The sequence below is a fragment of the Candidatus Ornithobacterium hominis genome, from assembly GCF_951229915.1.
Classification (GTDB): domain Bacteria; phylum Bacteroidota; class Bacteroidia; order Flavobacteriales; family Weeksellaceae; genus Ornithobacterium; species Ornithobacterium hominis.
In genome coordinates, this window is record NZ_OX579588.1 from 1,663,662 (window position 1) to 1,688,081 (window position 24,420).

At 37.5% G+C, this 24,420-nt stretch carries 18 protein-coding genes; 10 read left to right on the forward strand and 8 right to left on the reverse strand.

Annotated elements, in window-relative coordinates; translation table 11 throughout:
- Positions 1-112: 112 nt before the first annotated feature.
- Positions 113-1,969 (reverse strand): DNA topoisomerase IV subunit B, encoded by a 1,857-nt coding sequence (locus QOX03_RS07815; RefSeq protein ID WP_283670683.1) that lies wholly within the window; start codon positions 1,967-1,969, stop codon positions 113-115.
- Between the two features lie 199 nt (positions 1,970-2,168).
- Between QOX03_RS07815 and QOX03_RS07820 the strand changes: the two genes are divergently transcribed.
- Complete coding sequence (locus QOX03_RS07820; RefSeq protein ID WP_283670684.1) at positions 2,169-2,294, forward strand: hypothetical protein; 126 nt, start codon at positions 2,169-2,171, stop codon at positions 2,292-2,294.
- Between the two features lie 75 nt (positions 2,295-2,369).
- Here QOX03_RS07820 and QOX03_RS07825 read toward each other — a convergent pair whose 3' ends face one another.
- Complete coding sequence (locus QOX03_RS07825; RefSeq protein ID WP_283670685.1) at positions 2,370-4,124, reverse strand: FISUMP domain-containing protein; 1,755 nt, start codon at positions 4,122-4,124, stop codon at positions 2,370-2,372.
- A 452-nt stretch (positions 4,125-4,576) separates the two neighbouring features.
- Positions 4,577-6,124, reverse strand: coding sequence for a carbon-nitrogen hydrolase family protein (locus tag QOX03_RS07830; protein WP_283670686.1), 1,548 nt, complete (start codon positions 6,122-6,124; stop codon positions 4,577-4,579).
- A 409-nt stretch (positions 6,125-6,533) separates the two neighbouring features.
- Here QOX03_RS07830 and QOX03_RS07835 point away from each other — a divergent pair, with 409 nt between their 5' ends.
- Entirely contained in the window at positions 6,534-9,506 is a 2,973-nt protein-coding gene (locus QOX03_RS07835; protein ID WP_283670687.1) for a tetratricopeptide repeat protein, read from the forward strand.
- A 3-nt stretch (positions 9,507-9,509) separates the two neighbouring features.
- Positions 9,510-11,243: a TonB-dependent receptor gene (locus QOX03_RS07840; RefSeq protein WP_283670688.1), complete on the forward strand. Its 1,734-nt coding sequence runs from the start codon at positions 9,510-9,512 to the stop codon at positions 11,241-11,243.
- 83 nt (positions 11,244-11,326) lie between these two features.
- On the opposite strand, the gene fbaA is transcribed toward QOX03_RS07840, so the two are convergent.
- Positions 11,327-12,397, reverse strand: a complete 1,071-nt coding sequence (gene fbaA, locus QOX03_RS07845) for a class II fructose-bisphosphate aldolase (protein ID WP_283670689.1) — start codon at positions 12,395-12,397, stop codon at positions 11,327-11,329.
- Between the two features lie 139 nt (positions 12,398-12,536).
- On the opposite strand from fbaA, the gene nhaC reads away from it, so the two are divergent.
- The 6 genes from nhaC to QOX03_RS07875 all read left to right on the forward strand — a co-directional run bounded on the left by nhaC (position 12,537) and on the right by QOX03_RS07875 (position 20,048).
- On the forward strand, positions 12,537-14,018 hold the full coding sequence (gene nhaC, locus QOX03_RS07850; protein WP_283670690.1) for a Na+/H+ antiporter NhaC: 1,482 nt from the start codon (positions 12,537-12,539) through the stop codon (positions 14,016-14,018).
- Positions 14,019-14,133: 115 nt separating this feature from the next.
- Positions 14,134-14,565, forward strand: a complete 432-nt coding sequence (locus tag QOX03_RS07855; protein WP_283670691.1) for a hypothetical protein — start codon at positions 14,134-14,136, stop codon at positions 14,563-14,565.
- 38 nt (positions 14,566-14,603) lie between these two features.
- The gene (locus QOX03_RS07860) at positions 14,604-15,119 is read left to right on the forward strand and encodes an RNA polymerase sigma factor (RefSeq protein ID WP_283671754.1); all 516 of its coding nucleotides are present in this window, start codon (positions 14,604-14,606) and stop codon (positions 15,117-15,119) included.
- Complete coding sequence (locus tag QOX03_RS07865; RefSeq protein WP_283670692.1) at positions 15,116-16,450, forward strand: outer membrane beta-barrel protein; 1,335 nt, start codon at positions 15,116-15,118, stop codon at positions 16,448-16,450. Before QOX03_RS07860 ends, QOX03_RS07865 begins: the two co-directional genes overlap by 4 nt.
- 73 nt (positions 16,451-16,523) lie before the next feature.
- On the forward strand, positions 16,524-17,555 hold the full coding sequence (locus QOX03_RS07870; RefSeq protein WP_283670693.1) for a nucleoid-associated protein: 1,032 nt from the start codon (positions 16,524-16,526) through the stop codon (positions 17,553-17,555).
- Positions 17,556-17,777: 222 nt separating this feature from the next.
- The gene (locus QOX03_RS07875; protein WP_283670694.1) at positions 17,778-20,048 is read left to right on the forward strand and encodes an aconitate hydratase; all 2,271 of its coding nucleotides are present in this window, start codon (positions 17,778-17,780) and stop codon (positions 20,046-20,048) included.
- A gap of 94 nt (positions 20,049-20,142) precedes the next feature.
- Here the strand turns inward: QOX03_RS07875 and QOX03_RS07880 are convergent, their stop codons facing one another.
- On the reverse strand, positions 20,143-20,535 hold the full coding sequence (locus tag QOX03_RS07880) for a hypothetical protein (RefSeq protein ID WP_283670695.1): 393 nt from the start codon (positions 20,533-20,535) through the stop codon (positions 20,143-20,145).
- A 41-nt stretch (positions 20,536-20,576) separates the two neighbouring features.
- On the opposite strand from QOX03_RS07880, the gene QOX03_RS07885 reads away from it, so the two are divergent.
- Positions 20,577-21,185: an NUDIX hydrolase gene (locus tag QOX03_RS07885; protein WP_283670696.1), complete on the forward strand. Its 609-nt coding sequence runs from the start codon at positions 20,577-20,579 to the stop codon at positions 21,183-21,185.
- A 56-nt stretch (positions 21,186-21,241) separates the two neighbouring features.
- Here QOX03_RS07885 and QOX03_RS07890 read toward each other — a convergent pair whose 3' ends face one another.
- The 3 genes from QOX03_RS07890 to pdhA all read right to left on the reverse strand — a co-directional run bounded on the left by QOX03_RS07890 (position 21,242) and on the right by pdhA (position 24,405).
- On the reverse strand, positions 21,242-21,652 hold the full coding sequence (locus QOX03_RS07890) for a DUF2141 domain-containing protein (protein ID WP_283670697.1): 411 nt from the start codon (positions 21,650-21,652) through the stop codon (positions 21,242-21,244).
- A 114-nt stretch (positions 21,653-21,766) separates the two neighbouring features.
- Complete coding sequence (locus tag QOX03_RS07895) at positions 21,767-23,398, reverse strand: pyruvate dehydrogenase complex dihydrolipoamide acetyltransferase (RefSeq protein WP_283670698.1); 1,632 nt, start codon at positions 23,396-23,398, stop codon at positions 21,767-21,769.
- Positions 23,398-24,405, reverse strand: a complete 1,008-nt coding sequence (pdhA, locus tag QOX03_RS07900) for a pyruvate dehydrogenase (acetyl-transferring) E1 component subunit alpha (protein ID WP_119057678.1) — start codon at positions 24,403-24,405, stop codon at positions 23,398-23,400. The genes QOX03_RS07895 and pdhA overlap by 1 nt, the downstream gene beginning before the upstream one ends.
- Positions 24,406-24,420 lie beyond the last annotated feature (15 nt).

The window sequence follows — 24,420 nt, forward strand, 5'->3', positions numbered from 1 at the left end:
ATTGTTAGATTTTTTTAAGCCTTTAAAAATTTAAGGTGATTTTTAATTTTTTTTAAGCTTTTAAAAATTTAATCTCAATTTTGCTGTAAAAATAAGGATTTTGGTTAATTTACTAAATGGCATCTACAACTTCCATTCCTTCATCATTTTCTACCACTAAATTTTCGATGATAAATTCCTGACGTTCTGGTGTATTTCTTCCCATATAAAATTCCAAAAGTTCATCTATCGTCGTGTCTTTGCCCAGCATTACGGGCTCTAAGCGCATATCTTTCCCTATGAAGTTTTTAAATTCCCCTGGCGAGATTTCGCCTAAACCTTTAAATCGTGTGATTTCCGGATTTTTACCTAATTCTTTGATGGCTTTTCTCCTTTCATCTTCTGTATAGCAATAGCGTGTTTCTTTTTTGTTTCGCACGCGGAATAGTGGCGTCTGCAAAATATACAAATGCCCCTCGCGAATCAATTCTGGGAAAAACTGCAAAAAGAAGGTGATAATCAAAAGGCGAATGTGCATCCCGTCTACATCTGCATCGGTGGCTATCACGACATTGTTGTAGCGTAAATCTTCTAAACTTTCCTCAATATTGAGTGCCGCCTGTAGAAGATTAAACTCTTCATTTTCATAAACGATTTTCTTTGTCAACCCATAGGAATTCAGCGGTTTCCCTCGCAAAGAAAACACCGCTTGAGTTTCTACATCTCGGCTAGTGGTGATCGACCCCGAAGCTGAATCTCCCTCGGTAATGAAGATGGTCGTTTCTAAATTTCGGCTATGCTTAGCGTTGTTGTAATGTTGCTTGCAGTCTCTGAGTTTTTTGTTATGCAGGCTCACTTTTTTTGCTCGGTCTTTTGCTAATTTGCGAATGCCTGCTAAATCTTTTCTCTCCCTTTCAGATTGATTGATTTTACGTTGCAAAAGTTCTGCTGTCTCAGGGTTTTTATGCAAATAATTATCTAAATTTCTTTTGATGAAATCATTCACAAAAGTACGCACCGTGGGCAAATCGCCGCCCATATCAGTAGAGCCCAGTTTGGTTTTGGTTTGCGATTCAAAAACGGGCTCCATTACTTTAATCGCTATTGCAGAAATCACAGATTTTCTAATATCTGAAGCATCATAATTTTTCCCGTAGAAATCACGAATGGTTTTCACTATTGCTTCTTTCAAAGCACTCAAATGCGTCCCCCCTTGTGTGGTGTTTTGCCCATTTACAAAAGAATAATACGTTTCTGAATAGGATTTAGAACTGTGCGTCAATGCGACTTCAATGTCATCTTCTTTTAAATGAATAATGGGGTAAACGATTTCTTCTTCTATATTATCTTGCAACAAATCTTTCAACCCGTTTTCTGAATAAAATTCTTCTCCATTAAAGATGATGCGCAAGCCTGGATTCAGGTACACATAATTTTTGAGCATTTTCTCGATGTACTCCGTGCGAAATTTAAAGTTTGAGAAAATCTTCTCATCAGGAACAAAAGTAATTTTTGTCCCTTTGCGTATCGTTGTGTCTTTTTCGGGGTGCTCCTCTTGCAATTCTCCTTTAGAGAATTCCGCTTCACGCGTTCTGCCATCGCGCACCGACTGCACCTTGAAGTAGCTAGAAAGCGCATTCACCGCCTTGGTTCCCACGCCATTAAGCCCCACCGACTTCTTGAATGCGCGGGTATCATACTTACCACCTGTATTCATTTTTGAAACAGCATCTACCATTTTCCCCAACGGAATCCCTCGTCCGTAATCACGCACGGTGACTTCGCTTTCTTTCACGGTAACTTCAATGGTTTTGCCACTGCCCATCACAAATTCATCAATGGAATTGTCTAGAATTTCTTTCAGCAGAATATAGATTCCATCATCTTGGCTAGAACCATCGCCGAGTTTACCAATGTACATCCCCGGCCGCATACGGATATGCTCTCGCCAGTCTAGCGTTTTGATATTTTCTTCTGTATAATTGCTCATGGTATTAAAAATTCAAAATTACAAAAAAAGTAGAAGAAATTTCATTCCCAAATGTTTACCTAAGCATTTCTGAGTACAACTAAAATTTCTCTTAATATCTTATTTATTTGTAAAAAAATCGTCTCAGAAAGAGACTTTTTTTATGACCTGATTTCAATTAATATTATTTCTAAAGAAAAAAGATAGAATAAAACAAGAGATGAATTTACGCTTAAATTTTGAATATCAAATGCTTAGCATTATTTCTATAGCTCATTTTGATAATACTAAAGATGCTTATCAGGAATTAATTTTGCAACAATTTACCCCATTAGCATTTTTATAATAATTGAACTTAGGTAAAAAAAAACAAGCGTGATTTTATACAAACCACGCCTGTTTTCTCTTTATACGCTACTTTTTAATTATTATCTTTAATACAACGCACGCTAAACCCGTTAGCTCGGTTGTAGTCGCTGTTGAGCGCATTGCTGTAGCCACCGCGGAAGTACATGTTGTGAGCGTAGGTACTGTCGTAAGCAGAGCTACTCCAGTAGTACCCGTTAGAACCACTGTAGTACAGTGAACCATTGTAATAGCTATGGTGGCCAGCAACTGCAAGGTTTGGTAACTTATTTTGACTCCACATTTGATTATTATCACTATAATCACGGCTACCCGTTACAGCCTGATGAAAGTCCTTCCACTCCTGGATAGTCGGAACATGGTAACCAGACGGACAAGGGTTATTAACTCCTCCTGCTCTCCACAACAATAAATCTGAACCTGATGCATTTTCACCATTCGCTACCCAGTTAGCGCTTCCAGTAATAAACAAATTGCCTGCGTTTGTCCAACTTGTGGCTTTTTGTGAGGTAGTTCCTTGACCCTTAAACTCATGCCCATCACTCTTTCTCTGCCATTGGTATAATGAACCATGGGTTTTAATATCGTCGTGGGCAGCTTTGCCAAACAACTGCTGCTGTGGCTTAAAGTTTGCTCCTACTTTGGCATATTCCGCTCCTAAGTTGTAATTGAGCCACGTTCTATTGTAACCATTCGCTGTAACGGTAACGGGCAAGTAAACAAACTGGTGGCGTAATTCTCCATTGGTTCTTTCTCCAAACTTCTTGTCTGGGATAACGCCTATCCCTTTGAGGATCACTTTGGATTCGCTCCCGTTTATATTAATATTATAAGTTGCAATTTCGTAACTTTTCCCTGGCGCCAGCTGCTTAACTTGGTAACGCTTATCTCCTTTTACCTCTAGCGTCGCAGTCAACTCGCCTTGCACTTCAAAATTCCCTGCTGGGATATTAAGCGTGATTTCGTTAATGTCGCCATCTTGCCCTGGGAAGGTGGTTTTATCAATGCTTACGGCCTTATAACTTCCTTTTCCACCAGTGTAAGGTATTCTGATGCTAACTTTGTTGTCCTCATTATCTATAAGACTTTGTATGGTCGTGCTACCATGGGCAAACGACACGATATAATGCTCTTGGTTTTGCAGGTTTGCGTTTCCTTTACCTACCGTTAATTGCTGCTCTGCAGTTAACCCTAATTTGCTGAATCTAGCCGTAAGCTGACCTGCCCGCGGCGTCCCGCTAAGCGTATACGTCAAAGTTTTGCTTTCGCCTCCATTTAGGCTAAGGCTGCAGTTGGCTGAGCAATTTACGTCTATTATTTCCCCTTCATTTTCTACCGTAACGGCATCAGAGAATTTAGCATTTTTAACTTCAGCGAATCCATTGTTGGTAATTTTGAAACTTACACTGGCGCCTTTTAATGCCACGCCTCCTATAAATTGCCCGCTGATTTTTTCTGGCGATACTGCTACGCTTTGTGATGATGCGCTTCCTACATTGGGGATGCATTCCCACTGGGGGGCACCGCTTTCGTCCTCCCCAAGGTACATCTCAAGGCACTTCTTATCGGTATTATATATCATCATTCCTTCGCTCACATTTTCAAATTTCAAGCGCTGCGCTGTGCTAACATTTGGGAAGTGAACTCCCTGAGGTGTTGTAGGGTCTGCCCATTTTGTACCCGCAGGGGCTCCCTGAGGATTTATATAAGCAGCATCAAGAGTGCCCTTTGGCTGGTCTGTATTAACGCCCACCTGAGCGGTGGCTAAGACCGCTGGCAATACAACGAAAGAAAGTAACAATTTCTTCATTTGTTTTAATTTTTTTGGTTAATATTTGATTGATTGATTCTTTTCTTAGATTAAATTTTTGCTGTTTTTTTTGATTCTTCATTTAGAAAGAGCCCCAACCCGTGAGGCTCTTCTTTTTGAAGAAATTACTACTTTCACACAGGTGAAAATAGAAAAACCGCACAAGATTTTCTTGCACGGCTTTGCGGTTCGCTCCCGCAGGGAAGCAAAAAATTATTATAAGTTACTGATAATGAGTTGTTTAGCTCATTATTTGTGTGTGTGTGTGTGTTTACACTTTATTTTGAAACTCACAAATTTCATTTGTTAAAATTTCGTTATTTTTTTGTTAAAACTTTCTGTTGAGATTTTTTCTCTTTTCTCAACCTGCCCGCAAATGTATTTTACGTTTTTGAATTATGCAAATTTATTTTTTTTTGGGCAGAGGATTTTTTTTAAGGCTTTAGAAATTTTTATTTATTCTTTCTATCAGGTAATAATTTAAGGCTGTACAAATCTTTTCGGCGGTCTTTTAGATTTTTTACTGAGCCTTGCTCATGCAGTTCTAGCAACAAATCTAAGTCTACGTCTTCTACCAAAATCATCTCGGTATTGGGCGTTGCTGCTGCCTTGATGCCATCGGCCGGGAATGCGAAATCACAAGGCGTGAACACCATCGACTGTGAATATTGGATATCCATATTATGAACTTTAGGCAAATTCCCTACACTACCTGCTATTGCCACATAACATTCATTCTCTATTGCCCGAGCTTGGGCACAATACCGAACGCGCGAGAAGCCGTTTTGAGTGTCTGTCAAGAACGGGACAAACAATATATCCATTCCTTGGTCTGCCAACAGGCGGCTGAGCTCAGGAAATTCAGAGTCGTAACAAATTAGAATTCCGATTTTACCACAATCGGTGTCAAAAACTTTAACCTGGCTACCGCCCTTCAATCCCCAGGCTTTTACTTCATCTGGCGTGATATGAATTTTCTCATAACGTTCCACCGAGCCATCTCTACGGCACAGGAACCCGATGTTGTATAGCTGGTCATCTACCACTTCTGGCATGCTCCCTGTGATGATATTGATGTTGTATTGCATTGCCAATTCAGAGAATCGCTCTTTAAATCGTTGCGTAAATTCTGCTAATTTACGGATTGCTTCTGCCTCAGATAAATGGTTGTAATCGGCCATCAGCGGCGCATTGAAGTACTCGGGAAACATCGCAAAATCGCTTCGGTAGCCCGAGAGCGTGTCTACGAAATATTCTGCCTGCTCCATTACATCTTCAAAGCTTTTGTAGGCACGCATCTGCCACTGAATCAGCCCTAAACGCACCACCGATTTCGTCGTCTGCGTAATTTCCTCTTCCACTTCTTCGTAGTAAATATTGTCCCACTCCATTAGGATGGCATTTTTGTCTGAAAGCTTATCATCGGGCAAATAATTCCTCAAAATCCTCGTGGGGCGGAAATCATTAGAAATCTGAAAATTCAGCACACTATCGTGAATTTCTTTGTCACGTACTTTCTGTATATACTGTTTTGGCGTCATCTCGTCCGCATACTTGTGGTAATTGGGCATTCTACCGCCAAAGGCAATCCCTTTAAGGTTCAGTTTTTCGCACAGTTCACGGCGATACTCGTACAAGCGCCGCCCCAACTTCATTCCCCTAAAACTGGGGTGAACAAAGATGTCTATACCATAGAGTACATTCCCGTGGGGCGTGTGCGTAGAGAAGGTTTCTTTGCCCGTGATGGAATCGTAGGTATGGTGTTTATCAATCTTCTTATCAGGAACGATGATGCTAAGCGCCACTGCAGCGATTTCATTATTAATTTTCAGTGCGACTTGCCCTTCTGGGAATTTTTCTATCAAAATTTTGATTTGTTCTTCCTCCCAAATGTTGTGTGCCATGCTGGCATAGGCGGCCTTCATGGTGGCTGCAAGTGCTGGGTAATCTTCTGCCGTTAAGTATCTTAGCTGAATGTTTTCTATATTTTCTGCTTTCATTGATTCAAAAATGGTTTCCGCAAATGTACATTTTTTAGAATTTTAGTTACAGCAATCTCATGATTGGTCTACTTAAATATTCATCAATTTTCACATTTTTTTTTAAAGGCTTAAAAAAATTAAGAAAACTGACAGAAATAATGTTTGTTAATTCAAAAAAAATAACTTTGGGTTTTGAAATTTCTTAATATTTCCATTGGAAAAGTCATATAAATTTTTGGCTTTTCTTTTTTTAGCCAAATTTTAATGATTTTTTTTAAAGGCTTAAAAAATTTATTTACAAATATAATTTGAATTTACTCGCTGCTTGCCAAAGCCAATTTTAACGAACTTATAACATACAAAAGGCTAACTTTATTGCGAAAAAAAAATGGGTAATCCTTAATTTTACCTTTTTAAAAACTTCGCTATGCGCAAAAATTTTCTTCTGCTTTCTGCATTCGGTTTTGCTGGTTTACTGCAGGCACAGATCTCGAACATTGATTTCCGTGAAAACAAAGAATTTCATCGAGCTCAGTTTCTCTACCAAGAGCAATCTTACTGGGCAAGTCAGCATACTTTTGAAAAGTATTTGCAAAAAGAAAATATTGCAACCGATGAAGAAGAAATTGCGGCCTACTTCGCTGCGCTTACTTCGCTTATCAATAATCAAGACGGAGGCCAAGCGCGGCTGATGAGTTTCCAGGCAACGTACCCACGCAGCAGCTTGAGCCAACAAGGCACGTGGCATTTGGGTAGCTATTACCTCTCTAAAGGCGATTATGATAAAGCTTTTGATTATTTATCTCGTAGAAATTTGAGTGATTTACCCGCTTATCAGCAAGATGAATTTCGGTTTAAATTGGGGTATGTCAACTTCATGAAAGACCGAAAAAATCAGGCTTTAAACTATTTAAAACCTTTGACTCGACATGCCGTCTATGGGGAGGATGCTAAATATTATGTTGGGCACATCTATTACAGCCAAAGAAAGTATGATTTAGCTCAGCCTTACTTTGAGGAATTGCAACAGCGGAATCCTGTTTTCCGCCAACGATTGTTGCCTTATATGGTTCAAATTAAATTTAATGATGAGAATTATAACGAAGCCATTCGACTGGGCAAAGAGCAATTAACGGCCTACCAAGATGCTCATCTCACCAGTGAGATTTCTAAAATCGTGGGCGAAAGTTATTTTCACCAAGGGCAGTACGACCAAAGCATTCCATATCTAGAAGCTTACACAGGCGAAATGTCTGCAGCTGATTACTATCAACTGGGCTATGCCTATTATCAACAAAAAAATTATGAAAAATCTATTTCGCTTTTCAATAAAATTGTAGCGGGAAATGATAAAATGGCACAAATCGCTTACTACCAATTAGGAAACGCTTATTTGCAAACTAACCGAAAGGAACAAGCTTTAGCCGCCTTTCAATCGGCTGGGAAAATGGATTTTGATGCCGCTCTGCAGGAAGACGCATATTATCACTACGCTAAGCTAAGTTATGATGTCGGGAATCCTTATGAAAGTACGCCAGTAACATTGCAAAAATATTTAACCCAATACCCGAGTGGAGCACATCGCAAGGAAATCCAAAATTTGCTGGTGGATGCTTACATCACTTCTGGAGATTATCGTCAAGCAGCGGAGATGCTCCGACCAATTCAGAATAAAAATGCTGAACAGAATAAAACCTTCCAATTAGCCAATTATTTGTATGCCACTACTTTATATAAGAACGGAAAGTTAAATGAGGCTAAAAATTATTTCACTACGGCTCGCCAAATCAGTGCAGATGATGTGGTGACGGCTCGTGCTGAGTTTTGGCTCGGTGAAATTGCTTATCGCCAAGGGAAATACGGCGAAGCCCTGAATTTTTTTAAAGGCTTAGAAAATTTCCCGAAAGATTTCAATGAGAGAAAGGAATTAAGCTATCAGTTAGGGTACACGCATTATAAATTAAAGAATTTCCCGCAATCAGAAAAGTATTTCAAAACCTACTTGGCAACCAATCCGCCAGGGGAATTCAAAGCTGATGCCCGTATGCGCTTGGCAGATAGTTATGTAGGCAATAGAAATAATGAGCAAGCTGTGGCGGTTTACGAAGAAGTCGAAAAGTCAAATAATCAAATGGCTGATGAGGCCGCTTATAGCCGTGCTATTGTCTTGGGGTTAACGAAAGGAAGTGCCGCAAAAGCTCAAGCTTTAGAAAATTTCATCAAGGCTTATCCAGTTTCAAAATTTAATGACCAAGCTCAGCTGGAATTGGCAGATGCTTATGTAGATTTGGAGCAAATCAATTCAGCAAATTTGGTTTTGGATAATCTCATTAAGCATACCAACGCAGATTTTGCTGCTGAGGCTCATTTACGCAAGGGTTTTATTTTTTACAATCAGGGGCAAACTAAAGAGGCTTTGCGCCAATTTGAAAAGGTGACGGAGAAAAAACCTGGCGCTAAACAGGCGATTCAAGCGATTGAAAATGCAAAGCGCATTTACTTGAATAATAGTGACTATAAAGGTTTTGAGCGTTGGGTTTCTCGATTTGATTATTACCAAATCGATGTGAACGAAATCCAAACTTTGGCGTTGGATAATGCTTTGAAAAGCTTTGATGCTAATAATTACCCAGCCGCCATCGCTGCTTTGGGAAATTTACTGAAAGATTATCCTCAGCTTCAAAAAAATGACCAAGTGAATTATGCGCTGGGCGAATCTTATTACCAAACCAATCAGTGGGATGCTGCGCTGAAACCCCTAAATGCCGCAGCTGCCATAAATGGAAATTACCAAAGTGATGCGTTGCTGCGTTTAGCTCAAATTTATTTAAATAAAAATCAAATAACCGAGGCAAAGTTGAGCTTGGAAGCTTTATATAATAATACTTCAAATCTGGCTTATCAAAGTTTTGCAGAAATTCATCTAATGCGAATTTATGCCAAAGAAAATAATACCAAAGCTACTGAATTAGCACAGAAAGTTCTGACTAATTCTAAAAATGAAACCTCTGTGAGAGAAGAAGCTGAGTTGATTTTGGCTCGTGAACTCTACCACAACGGGCAAAAAGCTGATGCCGAGAAATCTTATAAGGCTTTAGAAAATGCTTCTTCCACAGCAGTACGTGCAGAGGCACTCTATTACAAAGCGCTTCTGCTTAATGAGAGAAAAAGTTTTGAGGCCTCCAATCAGGTAATTTTTGAGCTAGCTTCTAAATATGCTGACCAACAGCTCTGGGGTAGCCAAGCGCTAGTGGTGATGGCAGATAATTACTACCAACAAGGTGATTTGTACCAAGCAAATCACACCATTGAGAGTATTTTAGAGAATTACAAAGATTTTCCTGAGGTTTCTAAAAAAGCAAAAGTGTTGCAACAAAAAATTAAAGCCAAGAAAAAATAAATTATGAAAAAAATTATTTTCCCTATTACATTCGTTCTTAGTATTTTTTCCATGGCTCAAATCAAGCAGGGCGATGTGAATGTAAACCGCAAAGACGACATTCAGCAAGGGAGCGTTACCGTGAATCGTGTATACGAACCCAATGTGGAAGCTGCTGAAAAAATTAAGCAAACACCACAAGAAAAAACAGAAATTCAAAAAAAATATCAGCCTAGCTATACACCAAAAGATTTGGCTGCGGCTTCCGATTTTGAAACTTCAACTTTGCGTGCGGAGGAGTTGCCCGTAGAGAATTCTAGGAATTTCAGAAATTATTTTGAGGCTGGATATGGTAACAATTCTAATTTAGATTTAAATGCTTTTGTGGATTACGAATTTGATGAAAGTTCTTCTATCGGTGTAAGTGCAGGCTATCGTTCAGCCAAAGCGAATTTAAAAAATTCCATTATAGATGATGGCTTTACACATTTTAATGCAGATGGATTCTACCGTTATAATTTAGCAAACGCAGTGGCAAAGGTAGGTATTGGGGCGAGACTGAGCGGCTATGATTTATATGGTTATGCACCAGAAATAACCTCAACCCAAATCGGTAAAAACAATTACTTATCTTACACGCATTTGAAAGCTTACGGGATTTATGATATTTTCGATAGCTATTGGCTCAATGATATAAAAGCAGAATATCATTTCTTTCGTAGCAATTACAAATCTAGAGAAAACCACATCAAATTAAATGCAAATGTGGGTAGTAAAGATTTATTTGACTTTAGCTTATTGGGTAGTGAATCTTTTGGATTAATTTCAAAGGGAAATTTAGAATTTCTGAACAGTCATTTTGATTTCTCTTTCCTTCAACAAAGGAAAGCTTATAACTTTTTAAACCTTGGGCTTACCCCGCAAATTGCTTGGCTAGGTGACTTTATTGATATTACAGCGGGCGCCAACATTCAGTATTTGAATCAGCCAGAAGGTCAAAACAAGGTTTACATAGCCCCACAAGCAGAATTTACCGTGAAGCCAACGCCAGAATTTAACTTCTTAGGCGGCATAAATGGTGGTGTAGACTTGAGAAGTTTTCAGGAATTAGCTGATTTTAATCCCTATTTATTCGGTCATCAAGCGTTAAAACCCTCCATCAATCGCTTAGGCTTTTACATCGGTTTAAAAGGAGATGTTGGCTCAGATTTCAAATATACTGTGACAGCGGGTTATCAAAAATTAGAAAACATATTAGGTTTTCTCAATGTTCCGTTCAGCTACAGCTCGGCAGTTCCTTTCGGTAATGGGAACACGTTCCATAGTTATTACGACGACGGTAATAGAAATCATCTCGAGGCTAACATCAATTATTTCGGAATCAATAATTTAGACTTAAATGCAGTTTTAAACTATCAGAAATTCAATTTAAATAATCTGAAAGAAGTTTATGAAGTCCCTACATTGCAAGCAAGTCTAGGGGCTAATTACCGATTGCTACAGCAAAAGTTAAAATTGGGTGGTGATATTTTCTTTGTAGGGAGTAGAAAAACTTGGGTTGGCGAAGATTTTTCTGCCGGGGAAGAAGCTAACTTAAATTCCTACTTAGATTTAAATTTAAACGCACGCTACCAAATTACCAACCAATGGAATGTCTTTATAAAAGGTCAAAATTTGATAAATAATAATTATCAACGTTTTTACCACTATCGTGTACAGGGAGCACACATCATTGGTGGAATTATGTTTAAGTTTTAAATTTTCTAAGCCTTAAAAAAAATAAAAATCCGATGGGAATTTTCTCATCGGATTTTTTAAAGCCTTAAAAAATTTTGGCTAAATTATTTATTTCTATCTAGGTTATTCAAATCTTCAAAAGCTTTTTTCAAGCGTTTAATAAATGTTAATTCACCCTCACGCAACCATTTTCTTGGGTCATATTTGCTTTTATTGGGAAGATCTGCTCCTTCTGGGTTTCCGATTTGCGTTTTTAGGTAATCAACATATTTACCAAAATAATCTCTAACTCCTTCTGTAAATGCAAATTGCTGGTCGGTATCGATATTCATTTTAATCACTCCATAGCCAATTGATTCTCTTATATCTTCTTGAGAAGAACCAGAACCTCCGTGGAAAACAAAGTTCACTGGCTTGTCTCCTGTCCCTCTTTCTTTCTGAATGTACTCTTGTGAATTTTTAAGGATTTTTGGAGTCAACTTCACATTCCCTGGCTTATAAACACCATGCACGTTACCAAAAGCAGCGGCAATCGTGAAGTGCTCTGAAACCTCTTTTAATCGGTCATAAGCATATAAAACCTCTTCTGGTTGAGTGTAAAGTTTAGAAGAATCTACATCAGAATTATCTACCCCATCTTCTTCTCCGCCAGTAATTCCCAATTCGATTTCAATCCACTGCCCTAGTTTATTCATTCGCTTGAATCGCTCTACACAAATGTCTAAGTTTTCTTCTAGTGGCTCTTCTGATAAATCAAGCATATGAGAGCTAAAAAGCGGTTTCCCCGTCTGCTCGTAGTATTTTTCGCTCGCATCAATCAAACCATCTACCCAAGGCAAAAGTTTTTTGGCACAGTGGTCTGTATGCAAAATTACGGTAACGCCATAAGCCTCTGCCAACTCGTGAATGTGCTTAGCTCCAGCTACAGCACCCAAAATCGCTGATTTTTCATTCTCGTTTGAAAGCCCTTTTCCGGCATTGAATTGTGCTCCACCGTTTGAGAATTGAATGATAACTGGTGAATTTATTTCTGCAGCTGTTTCCATCACAGCGTTGATGGTATTAGATCCTGTTACGTTAACGGCTGGTAACGCATATCCGTTTTTTTTTGCATCTTCGAATATTTCGCCTACTAATTTTCCGGTTGCAACTCCCGCTGGAAATTTTTTACTCATAATATTATGTTTATTTTATTTGCTGAATATTACAAATATAGGGATTTAAACAAAGATTTCCCGCATGATTTTTTCCATGATTTTATTTACTTTTGCTTTTCTGCTATTTTCTATGAATTTTTTTAAGCCTTAAAAAAAAATGAAAAAACAAATATCCTTACTCAGTGCTGTAATTCCTGTTTTTGTATTAGTCATATTATTGATTTTAAATGTAAAAGTATTCAAAGACAATGCAACGGGTGGAGCAAACCAAATGGCTCTTCTGATTTCGGCAAGCGTAGCAGCTATCGTCGGGCGATTCCATGGTGTTTCACTAAAGACTATTCTAGAAAAAGTTTCGCACAATATCCAGACAACAGCTCCAGCGATTTTAATTTTACTTTTGGTTGGTTCTTTAGCTGGAACATGGCTTTTGAGCGGAATAATCCCAGCAATGATTTATTACGGATTGCAAGTTCTCAATCCTCAGTATTTTTTAGCTGCTTGTGTCATCATTTCCATTATTGTCTCTATGGCTACGGGTAGCTCTTGGACTACCAGCGCCACCATCGGGATAGCACTCATCGGGATAGGAAACGGATTGGGCGTTGGCAGTGCTATGACTGCTGGCGCAGTAATTTCTGGAGCGTATTTTGGGGACAAAATGTCCATCTTATCAGACACGACAAACTTGGCTCCTGCAATGGCGGGAACAGATGTCTACACCCACATCAAGTACATGACGATCACCACTGTGCCTACCATCATTATTACATTGATTTTCTTTTTCATTCTTGGTTTAAATACACAGGCATCTTCTGCCATCAATCAAGAAGCTGTTTTAGAATTAATTCGCCAAAACTTTGCTATTTCACCTTGGTTATTTTCCGTTCCGCTCATCGTCATTGCTTTAATTATTGCCAAAGTTGACCCGCTCCCATCTCTTTTGGCCGGAACTTTATTGGGTGGATTAGCTGCTTTTATTTTTCAGCCTCATTTGATTCAGTTAGGCTCTAGCTCTGGAGATTCCGTAGTTTTTTTTGATTATTATAACGGAGTTGTGCAATCGATGATTGGCGAAACGGTAATTCCTGTAGAAGAAATCACCTTGAGCGACGGCACAAGGCTTGATCTGCAAGGTTTGTTCGAGCAAGGCGGAATGGCAGGAATGCTAGGGACAGTCTGGCTCATTATCTGTGCGATGAGTTTTGGCGGGGCGATGGAAGCCATCGGAGCATTAAAGCGGATTTCTTCTTTCTTTTTAAAATTATTTCACGGTGTTTTTGGTCTTTTTGCCAGTACGGTAGCGAGTTGCTTGGCAGTTAACATCACTACCTCAGACCAATATTTATCCATCGTGATTCCAGGTGAAATGTTCAAGCAAGCTTATGATGATAAAAATTTAGCTCCAGAGAATTTAAGTCGGACGTTAGAAGATTCTGCCACAGTCACTTCAGTTTTGATTCCATGGAATACTTGCGGCGCTTATCATTCAAAAGTTTTGCTGGGGCAATCGGGGTTAACAAGCTATATACCTTATGCCATTTTCAATTATCTAAGTCCTTTTATGACGCTTTTGGTTGCATTAATTGGCTACAAAATCCGCAGGAAACATGAATCAAAAAAAAGCTTAATTTCTTAATTTTTTTATAGGGTTAAAAAAAATGAAATTTAAAATAGATTTTTATTTTTTCATTAAGTTGACGCAACCTTTTTTATCATATCCCGTCTAGTAAGTATAAACTAAAAAATTAATTATGATGAAAAAGTTATTTCTATTAGGATTTGCCGTTGTAAGTCTTTCTTCGTGTTTAAATGTAGATGATGGTCTTCAAATACAAAATCGACATGTAGCTTTTGATAACATAAGTCTTGATAAAGAGACGGTGAAAACCGATGAAAACTTCAACGCTATAGTTTATTTTAAATACAACCCAAGCTGTGAGAGATTACATCAACCTTACTATTATGTTGTTAAAGATTTTGAACGCACCATTTCTCCAATGGCACAAGTAAATTTGAAGAAAACTTGCGATAATACCAAGCAAAAGTCTGTAATAGATACGTTGAAATTTAAATTCTCTAAGCCTGGCAAGTACACTTTACGCTTCTACAAAGGGCATGATACTGAGAAAAAGGCTAGCTTTTTTGAGAAAAAAATCGTGGTAGAGAGCAAAGCAATTAATTAAAAAAATCAAAACTTCTGAAAAATTTAAAACTGGGTAAACTGGTTGAGGATTGTAAAAAGAATGACCCCTCTGCACAAAAGAAACTTTATGATTTGCTTTCTCCTGCAATGTTTGCAGTTTGTCTAAGCTATTTTAATTGCGAGGATGATGCTCAGGAGAGTTTCCAACTTGCTTTTATCAAAGTATTTAGAAACATCAGAAAATTTAATCATAAAGGTTCTTTTGAAGGGTGGGTTAGGAGAATAATGGTCAATCAGTGTATTGATAATCTCAGGAAAAAGAAAAAAGAAAATTGGGTGGCACTCAATGAGAGCACTACACCTGTGCAAGAGGATGAAGTTTTAGATGATGATTTTACTGCTCAAGAACTATTAAAAGAAATTCAAAATTTACCCCCACAATATCGCATGGTATTTAATTTATATTTTTTAGAAGATTTTTCTCATAAAGAAATTGCCGAAATGCTCGGCATATCAGAAAGCACTTCAAAGTCAAATTTACACCGAGCCAAAGTAAAATTGAAGGAAGAACTTCAAAAAAAATACAAGAAATGAGTTTTTTGTCGCCAAATGTAAAGGATAAGCTAAAGAATAATTCCGCTTCTCCCCCAGATGAAAGCTGGGTTTTCATTCGTGAAAAATTAGATGTAAATAGATTCTCTAAGAAAAAAATATGGCTGGTAGCGGCTTCGTTATTCTTCATTTTCTTTGTCGGCTGGTGGAGTTTTGATTTCATCCAAAAACATCACAAAACCCATAGCCTTCAGCAAAAAAATCAAGCAAAGATTTCTGACTTCAAAATTGGAAATACGGAAATAGAAAAAAAATCTAAAGCCTTAAAAAATTATAGCGATTCCATACAATCTTCATCTTACGTTCTTACTCCAAATTCTACCAGTGAAATTGAAAGTTCGCATCATCATCAGTCATCTGCTGCTGATAATAAAAACATTCCAATTCCGCCTCAGGAAAATAATAAAACTCCTCAGAATGAAAGCTTAGCGGTATTTATTACGGAATTTGAGCCCAAAGATTTTGTTTTTATTACGAAGGGAACTTTCGATTTTAAAAAAAGGCAAAATCTCTTGGCTGAAAAAAATTTAGCTGACCTAAATGATGAAATATTTGCTGAGCTTGAGCTAGAAAAAGCGAATGTGACTGAAGAAAAAGAGAAAGCCAAAAAACTTCAAAAATTCTATTTAGCTGGCTACTCAGGCAGTTGGAATGTTTTCAATCAATCATCTCCATTGGTTTCCAGTGATTTTAAAGATTTCGGCAGAGAGTCCAAAAATTCATTGGAATTTGGTCTCCTCTTCACGTTTTCTCCAGCATCAGGCTGGGAATTTTCAAGTGGAATAGGTCTTTTAGATATCACTCAGCAAACCAAAAAAGCTCCTATTCAGTTAGCCTATTTTATAAATAAAGTCAAGGTTGATAATCGCATTAGCTCTTCGCAAACGCATTCACCTGATGAGCTGAAACAAAGCTTAAATGAATTAAACTCTTCCACGCAAAGCTTAAACCATTCATTATCAGGCGTTTTAAATCAAGATTTAAGATATATTCAAATTCCTGTAGAGCTTGCCTATCGCTTTTTTAATTCAAAAAGGTGGAATTTCAACATTGTCGCTGGCTCTAATCTACTTTTTTTGCAAAAAAATGATATTCAACTGAAATATTTAGAAAAAGAAAAATCACTCCAGTTGCCTGATACAAAGGAACGTTTTTCTTACAATTTAAAAATCGGTTCTAAAATTAATTATCAAATCACATCTCAATTTGGCCTTTATCTTCAGCCAGAGATGGCACATTTCATTTCATCTTCCAGCGAAACTCAGTCTAACCTTCTATTTGGCATCAAAACTGGAATTTTCTTAGGATTCTAATTTTTTTTAAAGGCTTAGATTTTTTTTTAATATAAAATCCAAACAGGCTTAAAAAATTTTATCTTCGCAGTCTATGGAAAACATTTTTCGGCTAGACCAACTATCGGTACATTACGTGGGCAACAAGCACAAAGATGAATCTTTGATTCTATCAGACACGCCCATTCTGCACGAAGAAGAACTCTTCTCTCAACTTTCAGCCTTTTTTTTAAAGCCCTTTAAAAGAGAAGAACTTTTTCATCTTTTTCATGAAAACTCATTGGAATTCAATGAAGTACACCAAATTGCGAAAGCCATTTTTTCTGAACCCGAAAAGTTACACCTATATGCGCGAGATTTAGCCACGCATTTGTACCAAAATTGTGCACATCCCAAAATCAAAGGCGGTGAGTTCTTTGTAGCTTATTTTCCTAAGGCCTCTATTTTGGGTGAAGATTGTGCCGCCATCGGGCTCTTTAAAACAGAGAATAAGGAAACCTTCTTCCAAGTTGAGAATCAAGAACATGACTTCAATGTTTCTGTACAAAAAGGGATTTATTTTAATAAACTAGATAAGGCTTGCTTGATTTACAACACTCAAGAAGAAAATGGTTTCTTGACGGAGGTTGTAGATAAAACCAATCAAAACATGGAGGCGCTCTACTGGGTTGATGATTTTTTGCAAGTTAGGCCCTGTGAGAACTCTTATTTTTCTACCGAAAGTACAATGACGCTTTACAAAAACTTTGTAGACGAACGCCTGCCTGAGGAGTTTGATGTGAACAAAATAGACCAAGCCGATTTGCTCAATAAAAGCATGGACTTCTTTAATGAAAATGAGGCTTTTGAAAGCAAACTTTTTCATCAGCAAGTTCTGCAACAACCTGAATTGATTGAAAGTTTTGAGGCTTATAAACTTGAATATGAATCAGACCGAAACATTACATTGCAAGAAAATTTTGGCATTCACCCTTCTGCGGTGAAAAAACAAAAGAGAGTGTACAAAAGTGTGATAAAATTAGACAAAAATTTTCACATTTATGTGCATGGTGACCGCTCTAAAATCATAAAAGATGAAGATAGCCAAGGGAAATTTTACAAAATTTACTTTCAAGAAGAAAACTAAGTATCTATTTATTTTCCTCATAAAAACTTGTAATTCAAGCTATTTCAATTCTTTTGAATAAAAGGGTGAAATTTTTTTAAAGGCTTAAAATTTCTTTATTGAAAAATTATAGAATCAATCTAAATTAAAAACTAAATATAAGAATTGGCATAGATATTTCAAGCTTTCTCAATAATTCATTAGAATTCCATTAAATTTGCAACTATTAAAAAATTAGAATATATGACATTTGATATTGAAATGATCAAAAAGGTATATGATCGCATCAAAGAACGTGTAGATAAAGCCCGTGAAGTGACTGGAAGACCTTTGACTCACGCAGAAAAAATTCTCTACAGCCACTTATCACAAGGAAATGCAACAGAGGAATACCAACGTGGCTCTTCTTATGTAAACTTTGACCCCGATAGGATTGCTTGCCAAGATGCTACTGCTCAAATGGTATTGCTCCAGTTCATGCAAGCAGGCAAAGATAAAGTAGCCGTGCCTACGACGGTGCATTGCGACCACTTGATTCAAGCCAAGCAAGGTGCTTCTAAAGATTTACAAGAAGCGATGAATCAATCTTCTGAAGTTTTTAAATTTTTAGAATCTGTTTCTAATAAATATGGAATTGGCTTTTGGAAGCCAGGTGCTGGGATTATACACCAAGTAGTGTTAGAAAATTATGCTTTCCCAGGAGGAATGATGATTGGTACCGATTCTCACACGCCCAACGCTGGCGGGTTGGGCATGGTTGCCATTGGTGTAGGTGGCGCTGATGCCGTAGATGTAATGGCTGGAATGCCTTGGGAATTGAAATTCCCAAAATTAATCGGTGTTAAATTAACTGGCTCTCTCAACGGATGGACTGCCCCAAAAGATGTTATCTTAAAAGTAGCTGATATTTTGACCGTAAAAGGAGGGACTGGTGCGATTGTAGAATATTTTGGCGAAGGAGCTAAATCTTTATCATGCACAGGTAAAGGTACTATTTGTAACATGGGTGCAGAGATTGGAGCTACTTGCTCTACCTTTGGCTATGATGATAGTATGGAGCGTTATTTACGTGCTACCGAACGAGGCGATATTGCCGATGCCGCCAATGAAATCAAAGAATACCTGACGGGAGACCAAGAGGTTTATGACAACCCAGAAAAATATTTTGACCAAGTGATTGAAATCAATTTAGATGAATTGAAACCGCATTTAAATGGTCCTTTCACGCCTGATTTAGCTACGGAAATCGGAGAAAATATGACCAAAAAAGCCAACGAAAACGATTGGCCATTGGCTGTAGAGTGGGGATTAATTGGCTCGTGCACCAACTCTTCTTACGAAGATTTAACTCGTGCAGAGTCTATTGCACGTCAAGCGGTAGAAAAGAAATTAAAGCCAAAAGCTGAGTTTGGTCTCAACCCAGGGTCTGAGCAAATCAGATTTACGGCAGAGAGGGATGGCTTGCTACAAACTTTTGAAAATTTAGGAGTAACTATTTTCACCAATGCTTGTGGCCCTTGTATCGGCCAATGGGCACGATACAAAGACCCTAAATCTGCTCCAAAAAATTCTATTGTTCACTCATTCAACCGAAATTTCGCAAAGAGAGCTGACGGGAATCCCAATACACATGCCTTTGTAGGCTCGCCAGAAATGGTCGCTGCTATTGCTATTTCTGGGCGATTAGATTTTGACCCCACCAAAGATACATTAACGAATGCTGACGGCGAAGAAGTAAGGTTTGACCCACCAACGGGCATTGAACTTCCAGAGAGAGGTTTTGATGTAGAAAATTTAGGGTATCAAGCACCACATGAAGATGGATCTAGCGTAGAGGTAATCATTGACCCTCAATCTGATAGACTTCAATTATTAGAATCTTTTGAACCGATTGGAGCAGATGTAAAAAATGCTAAATTATTGATAAAAGCACACGGGAAATGCACTACAGACCATATTTCTATGGCTGGGCCGTGGTTGAGATTCCGTGGGCATTTAGATAATATTTCTAACAATATGTTGATTGGTGCAGTAAATGCTTTCAACATGAAAACCAATTTGGTGAAAAACCAATTAACAGGTGAATATGGTGAAGTTCCTGCAACTCAGCGTGATTACAAAGCAAAAGGCGTCCCAACCATAGTGGTAGGGGATCACAATTATGGCGAAGGTTCTTCTCGTGAACATGCCGCTATGGAACCTCGGCATCTCGGCGTAGTTGCAGTCATTGTGAAATCTTTTGCCCGAATCCATGAAACCAATTTGAAAAAACAAGGAATGCTCGGCTTGACTTTTGCCAATGAGAATGATTATGATTTAATTCAAGAAGATGATACATTCAATTTCTTAGATTTAGATCAATTCACTGAAGGAAAACCTTTGCATCTAGAAATAGTACATGCGGATGGCTCTAAAGATGAAATTGAATTAAATCACACTTACAACGCTAATCAAATCGAATGGTATAAAGAAGGCTCTGCCCTGAATGTAATAAAAAAAGAAAATGCAAAATAATTTTAGTTTTCTCTAAAGTTTAAAAAAAATCCGATGAAATTTCTATTCTTCATCGGATTTTTATTTTTTAAGCCTTAAATATTTTTAATTTTTTTTAAATATTTTCTTTCATCTCTGCTGTAAGTTGCTCCAGAAAATTTGTTAAAGGTTTTTTCGCCATCATTTCAATCATTGGGTTAAATTCACCTATAAAGTCAATGTAAGCTTGCGAGTTTCCTCCCGTAGATTCTATATTAACTTTCATTCGATAATTTAAATTATTCGTTGGACTTTCAAATAAAATAAAATCAGGTTCTTGTTTTTCTCTGAGCTTCAAGCCCACTTTTGGCATCCCTTTCAGTTGAAAAGCAAAGCCTTCTCCACTCTCATGCAAGCTAAATTCAGTATTCTCTGGCATGAGATTTTCATAATTTCTTAAATCAGACAAGAAATCAAACAATTCTTTTTGACTTTTATGAGACGGAATTTTTTCACTTTCAAATTTCATTAATTTTTATTTTATATCTTAGATTAAATTTCTAAGCCTAAATGTACAAAGTTTTTATCAATCAGCATTTCATCAGCTTTTCTAATGCCATAGAACCAAGCAAAAATACCACCAATGTTATTGAAAATGATGTAGAGGTAATTTTAGAACATTTTCACTCTCTGCAAAACGAAAATAATCCTGAAGTTAACGGAATTCATTTTATTTGTAAAAATCCTGAAAAAGTTTTTAAAAATTTTAAAAAGGTTTTTAAGCACATCAAAGCAGCTGGTGGTATGGTTTTTAATCAAAAAGAAGAACTCTTGCTAATTTTCAGAAACGGAAAATGGGATTTACCTAAAGGGAAATTAGAAAAAAAAGAGAAAAAGAAAAAGGCTGCGATACGAGAAGTGGAAGAAGAATGCGGCGTTTTTGGTTTAAGCATTACAAGAAAATTAATGAAAACCTACCATATCTATTCGCTCAAAAATGAACTGATTTTTAAGACTACCCATTGGTATCGAATGGAGACGTGCTATAACAACGGATTGACTCCACAGACTGAGGAGGGAATAGAGAAAGTCATTTGGGCTAATGAAAAAGAAATTTCTAAAGCCTTAGAAAATACGTATGATAATATTTCACTTTTGCTTAGAAAATATACCAAATAATTAAAACTCTATTTAAACAAATTCTAAATATTTTTTAAGGCTTAAAAAAAGTTTATTTATTTGAGGTGAATAATAATTTTTTGATTCCCGCTGTGTTTAAATGAAGCTTTTTTGAATGTCGGTGCTGAAATCAAGCTTCGTGCATCGTTAGAAAATCCATATTTTTCTTTGGGCCCGAGCATTCCTATATCCATTTTCCCATTATTATTCTCATCGTGCAAAACGGCCACAGCATAAATTCCCTTAGGTACGTTCTTAAACCTGTGCTGAATGATATTTTCTTCAGGTTCCAACTGCACAGTCATGAATTCATTCTCGTGTGGGAAACCTTTCTCTGAATTGAATAATGCAATCAATACTTTCCCTTTTTTAGATTTAATATTTTTAATTTCTACGGATAGGTGAGCTGTCTGAGCTTGAGTTATTATAACAAAAAGTGTTAAGATTAGCGATATGAAATTTTTCATACCTTCCTTTTATCTAAAAATATGCCATAGGATTTGCAAATCTTTTTTTAGGAAAAAATTAAAAAAGGCTTCAAAAAAAATTCTGAAGCCTTCAAAAAAATTACTATGAAAATTTTACACCAACATGGATAAAGGTGTCTCTAGGTATTGTTTTAGTGTTTTCAGGTACAAACTTCCCGTAGCTCCATCCACCGTTCTATGGTCACAAGCCAACGTTAGTTTCATGGTATGCCCCACTACGATAGCACCATTTCTCACAACTGGTTTTTCTACAATGGAACCAACAGAAAGAATACAACTATTTGGTTGATTGATGATTGATGTGAAACTTTCTATCCCGTAAGATCCTAAATTTGAAACAGTAAAGGTAGACCCCTCCATCTCATCAGCTTTTATTTTTTTGTCACGAGCTCTACCAGCAAAATCTCTAATTTCAGCACTGATGCGAGTCATTGATTTTAAGTCCGTGTTTTTAACGACAGGAACTACTAAGCCGTCTGGCACAGCAACCGCTACTCCAATATTTATATCGCCATGCAGTAGCATTTCATTATCATTCCACGTGCTATTGATTTGAGGATGTTTACGCAATGCCATTGCAACTGCTTTTACCACAATATCATTAAATGAAATTTTGACATCGGGCAGGCTATTGATTTGTTTTCTTGCAGCCATGGCATTCTCCATATCTACTTCCACATTTAAGTAGTAGTGAGGTGCTGTAAATTTACTTTCAGAAAGACGTTTTGCTATAACTTTTCTCATTTGAGAATTCGGTAGAACTTTATCTTCTGCGGTAGAGGCAAACACTTCAGGACTCAACTCATTATTTTGAGTATTTTCTCTGCCAGCTTGATCTTTACTTGGTTGATAGGCTTCTATGTCTTTTTTAATGATTCTACCTTTATCTCCCGAGCCTTCAATTTTTGAAATATCATAGCCTTTTTCTTCTGCTAACTTTTTAGCCAAAGGGGAAATAAAAATTCTTTTACTTTCTTTATTACTTTCAGAAGCAGGAGCACTTGATTTCCCCGCCTGTTGCTCAGTAGGCTTTTCTTGTTTTGGTTCAGATTTTTCAGTTTTTTGAGCTCGCTTCCCTCCATTTTCTACAATGGAAGAAACGTCCGTTCCTTCTGGACCAATAATCGCTAATATGGAATCTACTGGAGCAGATTTACCTTCTTCTACCCCAATATAAAGCAAAGTTCCTTCCACATCGGTTTCAAACTCCTGCACAGCTTTATCAGTCTCGATTTCTGCTAAGATATCACCATAGGATACTTTATCTCCTACTTTTTTATTCCACGACTCTACTTTACCTTCTTCCATAGTATCGCTCAAACGCGGCATATTGATGACAGTCACCTCATCTGGAATTTCTGCAGAATCATCTGATTTTTTTTGAGCATCATTTGTATCCTTTGTATCTTTATCAGAAGTTTCCTCTTTATTTTGATTAGATTCGTTTGATTTTTCTCCACCTTGAATCAAATCACTAATATCCTCTCCTTCATCTCCAATAATGGCCAAAATAGAGTCTACTTGAGCTGCTTGCCCTTCTTCTACGCCAATGTATAGAAGAGTTCCCTCCACATCGGTTTCAAACTCCTGCACAGCTTTATCAGTCTCGATTTCTGCTAAGATGTCACCATACGATACTTTATCTCCTACTTTTTTATTCCACGACTCTACTTTACCTTCTTCCATGGTATCGCTTAAGCGTGGCATTTTGATTACTTCTGCCATTATTTTTGATTTTCAATTTTGTCTAAAAAAGGATAATTCTCTTGCTCATAAACCATATCATAAATCTGATTTGCTGATGGGAATTCAGAATTTTCAGCAAATTCAGCACACTCTTCTACCCGTTCGATTACTTTATCTAAAGTTTGATTCAATTCTTCCTCCGTTGCCCAGTTATTCTCTAAAATTCTATTTTTCACAATCCCGATAGGGTCTTCATCTTTAAACTGATTCACCTCATCTTTTGAGCGGTAAGGCTCTGCATCAGACATTGAATGACCTCGATAACGGTATGTCTTAATATCTAAGAAAGTAGGCCCATCGCCTCGCCTAGCTCTTTCAATAGCTTCAGTCGCAGCTTCTGCTACTTTTACTGGGTCCATACCATCAACAGGCGCCGAAGGCATTTCGTAGCCGTGGGCTAATTTATAAATATCCTCATGATTTGCCGTTCTCTTTACCGAAGTTCCCATCGCATATTGGTTATTCTCACAAATGAAAACCACTGGCAACTTCCAATTCATTGCCATATTGAAGGTTTCGTGCAAAGAACCTTGCCTTGTTGCACCATCGCCCATCAAACAAATCGTCACAGCCTCTCGTTCAAAATATTTATCTGCAAAAGCAATACCAGCCCCCAAAGCGATTTGCCCACCTACAATTCCATGGCCTCCGTAGAAGTTATGTTCTTTGCTAAAAACGTGCATCGAACCTCCCATGCCATGTGAAGTCCCATCCACTTTCCCAAATAGTTCTGCCATGATGCGTTTAGGATCTACCCCCATCGCCATTGGCAAAACGTGACAACGATAAGCGGTAATCATTTTATCTTTTTCTAAATCCATCACATGTGCAAGACCTGCTGGAATCGCCTCTTGCCCATTGTACAAGTGCAAAAAACCCCTGATTTTCTGCTTTAAATATAATGATCTACATTTGTCCTCAAATCTTCTCCAAAAGGACATCTCCTCAAACCAATTTAAATAAGTTTCTTTCGTTATTTCTTTCATATACTAATTAAAAAA